At 43.7% G+C, this 2,486-nt stretch carries 4 protein-coding genes, 1 tRNA gene and 1 pseudogene; all 6 read right to left on the minus strand.

The genetic code is table 11. From position 1 onward, the window contains the following. Nucleotides 1-417, minus strand: a 417-nt coding sequence (locus J5I83_RS10895) for an NADH-quinone oxidoreductase subunit B family protein (RefSeq protein WP_304055945.1), incomplete at its 3' end; no start/stop codon positions are given. Nucleotides 418-421: 4 nt separating this feature from the next. Then, nucleotides 422-778: an NADH-quinone oxidoreductase subunit A gene (locus tag J5I83_RS10900; RefSeq protein ID WP_304055951.1), complete on the minus strand. Its 357-nt coding sequence runs from the start codon at nucleotides 776-778 to the stop codon at nucleotides 422-424. A 68-nt stretch (nucleotides 779-846) separates the two neighbouring features. Next, a tRNA-Leu gene (locus J5I83_RS10905) sits at nucleotides 847-931 on the minus strand. A 73-nt stretch (nucleotides 932-1,004) separates the two neighbouring features. After that, nucleotides 1,005-1,379 (minus strand): preprotein translocase subunit SecG, encoded by a 375-nt coding sequence (gene secG, locus J5I83_RS10910; protein ID WP_304055946.1) that lies wholly within the window; start codon nucleotides 1,377-1,379, stop codon nucleotides 1,005-1,007. A 25-nt stretch (nucleotides 1,380-1,404) separates the two neighbouring features. Next, nucleotides 1,405-2,154, minus strand: a complete 750-nt coding sequence (gene tpiA / locus J5I83_RS10915) for a triose-phosphate isomerase (protein WP_304055948.1) — start codon at nucleotides 2,152-2,154, stop codon at nucleotides 1,405-1,407. A gap of 223 nt (nucleotides 2,155-2,377) precedes the next feature. Further along, a pseudogene (locus J5I83_RS10920) lies at nucleotides 2,378-2,486 on the minus strand (IS5/IS1182 family transposase); the annotation flags it as partial.

Consider the following 2,486-nt stretch of genomic DNA (forward strand, 5'->3'; position numbering starts at 1 on the left):
ATAAAGCAAAGCTTCTGCAGTAGGCGGACATCCAGGAACATAGATATCAACCGGTACAATGCGATCACACCCGCGTACTACAGAGTATGAATAGTGATAGTAACCACCACCATTCGCACATGATCCCATAGAAATTACCCAGCGTGGCTCAGCCATTTGATCATAAACCTTACGCAACGCAGGCGCCATTTTGTTGCACAACGTACCCGCAACAATCATCACATCCGATTGCCGCGGACTAGGGCGAAAGACAATACCAAAGCGATCCAGATCATAGCGTGAAGCTCCAGTTTGCATCATTTCCACCGCACAACAAGCAAGCCCGAAAGTCATTGGCCACATTGATCCAGTGCGACCCCAGTTAATCACAGAATCCAGGCTAGTGGTTATAAAACCTTTATCTACTGTAGCATTCATAATATCAATCCCACTCCAAGGCGCCTTTCTTCCATTCGTAGATAAAGCCTACGATAAGTATGCCGAGAAAGACTAACATTGCCATAAAGCCAAACATACCAATTTCATTTAACACCACCGCCCAAGGGAAAAGGAATGCAATCTCCAGATCAAACAGAATAAACAATATTGCCACTAAATAGTAACGCACATCGAATTTTATGCGTGCATCTTCAAACGCCTCAAAACCACATTCGTAAGGTGACAATTTTTCGCTATCAGGTCGATTTGGTGCAAACAGCCAGCCTGCCAGCATGGATAATACGCCCACTGCCAGCCCGATCAAAATGAAAAGTAGAATTGGAAAATAATTACCCAGCATTGTATCTAGCATAAATGTCATTCTCGTTTTTGATTTATCTGCGCAGTCACCAAACTCTTAGTAAACAATGGTGCCGATGGCGAGACTCGAACTCGCACAGCTTTCGCCACCGCCCCCTCAAGACGGCGTGTCTACCAATTCCACCACATCGGCTAATTATTCTCGAACAAGCAATCTAATCCACCCACTCCATGGATTCTAACTACAATCACAAACCGCAATTTAACTATTCAGGTATTTCCAGTGCTTTAGGGGCTGCATCATCTTTTGCTGGTATTTCAGCAGATGGCTTTGCTTCTGTTGAATTTTCTGCTTCTTGCGCTTCAACTGCATTCACATCAAGATGTTTCATCACACTAGCAACTTCATTTTTACCGCCAGAAAAATAGGCCAGCGATAAGCTCGTGATAAAAAATACTGTCGCTGCCAGTGCTGTTGTCCGGCTTAAAAAATTTGCCGAACCACTTGCGCCAAATAAGCTTCCTGCTGAGCCACTACCAAATGCAGCTCCCATATCCGCACCTTTTCCATGCTGTAATAACACCAATACAACAACCACTACTGCTGCCACCAAATGAACCGACCAAACTATTGTTTCCATTTTTTTTACTCTATGCAAATCATCACTATACAGCTGAACAGATTGAAATAAACTCGCCGGCAATCAATGAGGCACCTCCTATCAACCCTCCATCGATATCGGGCATTGCAAACAGATCGCTTGCATTATTGGATTTCACACTTCCTCCATAAAGAATCTGTACGCTAGCAGCCACCTCTGTATTTTGCTTGGCAAGCTTGCTGCGTATGAATGCATGCACACTCTGTGCTTGTGCAGGAGTGGCTGTTCTACCCGTACCAATAGCCCATACGGGTTCATAGGCAATAACTGATTGCGCTAATGAATTAATACCCGTTAACTTAATCACCGCATCGAGCTGCTCATCTATTACACGCTCTGTTTCACCAATTTCGCGCTGCGCCAATGTCTCACCAACACATAAAATAGGTATCAGTCCAACACTCTGAGTTTTTTTAAATTTCTCGGCTACCGTATGGTTATCCTCACCAAATAGAGACCGCCTCTCAGAATGCCCAACAATCACATAACGACACGCAAAATCCAGCAGCATTTCTGCTGCCACTTCACCTGTATAGGCGCCAAAATCAAACTGACTTACGTTCTGCGCTCCCCAAGTAATATGCGTATCTTTCAAAACGAGCTGCACTGCTTGTAAGTAAGGGTAAGGTACACAAACTGCACAAACCACATCTCGTAACTCACGGGTACCCGTAATGATTGCATTCAGTAATTCCTGGTTCTGAGTCAGATTACCATTCATTTTCCAGTTACCGACAACCAGCTTTGTGCGCATTTTCTTTTCCCAAATCATCAGAACACGCGATGCTACCTGTGAAAAAGCACTGCGTCAATCTCTTGACAAACCACGATTTAAGCAATCCAAAATATAGAATTTCTTCGTAACGGCTCTAGTCGATAAAACTAACTCTATAATAAAACACAATTTTTAAATAACGAGATCTGACAATTTTGAACCGATTGCTGAAATATTGCAATCACTAGGGTCTGTTGACATTTCACATAGGTAGCCACAGGTATCCACACGCTATGGCTACCATACTTTCGTAATTTCGCTTCAGTTTGTCGTATCGTGTCGCTATTGCCCGATACTGCTTTAGCCGGGCA

It is taken from the genome of Nitrosomonas communis (assembly GCF_024102715.1).
Lineage (GTDB): Bacteria > Pseudomonadota > Gammaproteobacteria > Burkholderiales > Nitrosomonadaceae > Nitrosomonas > Nitrosomonas communis_B.

Excerpts from the sequence above, each read along its gene's own strand:
- J5I83_RS10900 (WP_304055951.1), bottom strand. The coding sequence starts at position 778 with ATGCTGGGTAATTATTTTCCAATTCTACTTTTCATTTTGATCGGGCTG.
- secG (WP_304055946.1), bottom strand. The coding sequence starts at position 1,379 with ATGGAAACAATAGTTTGGTCGGTTCATTTGGTGGCAGCAGTAGTGGTT.
- tpiA (WP_304055948.1), bottom strand. The coding sequence starts at position 2,154 with ATGCGCACAAAGCTGGTTGTCGGTAACTGGAAAATGAATGGTAATCTG.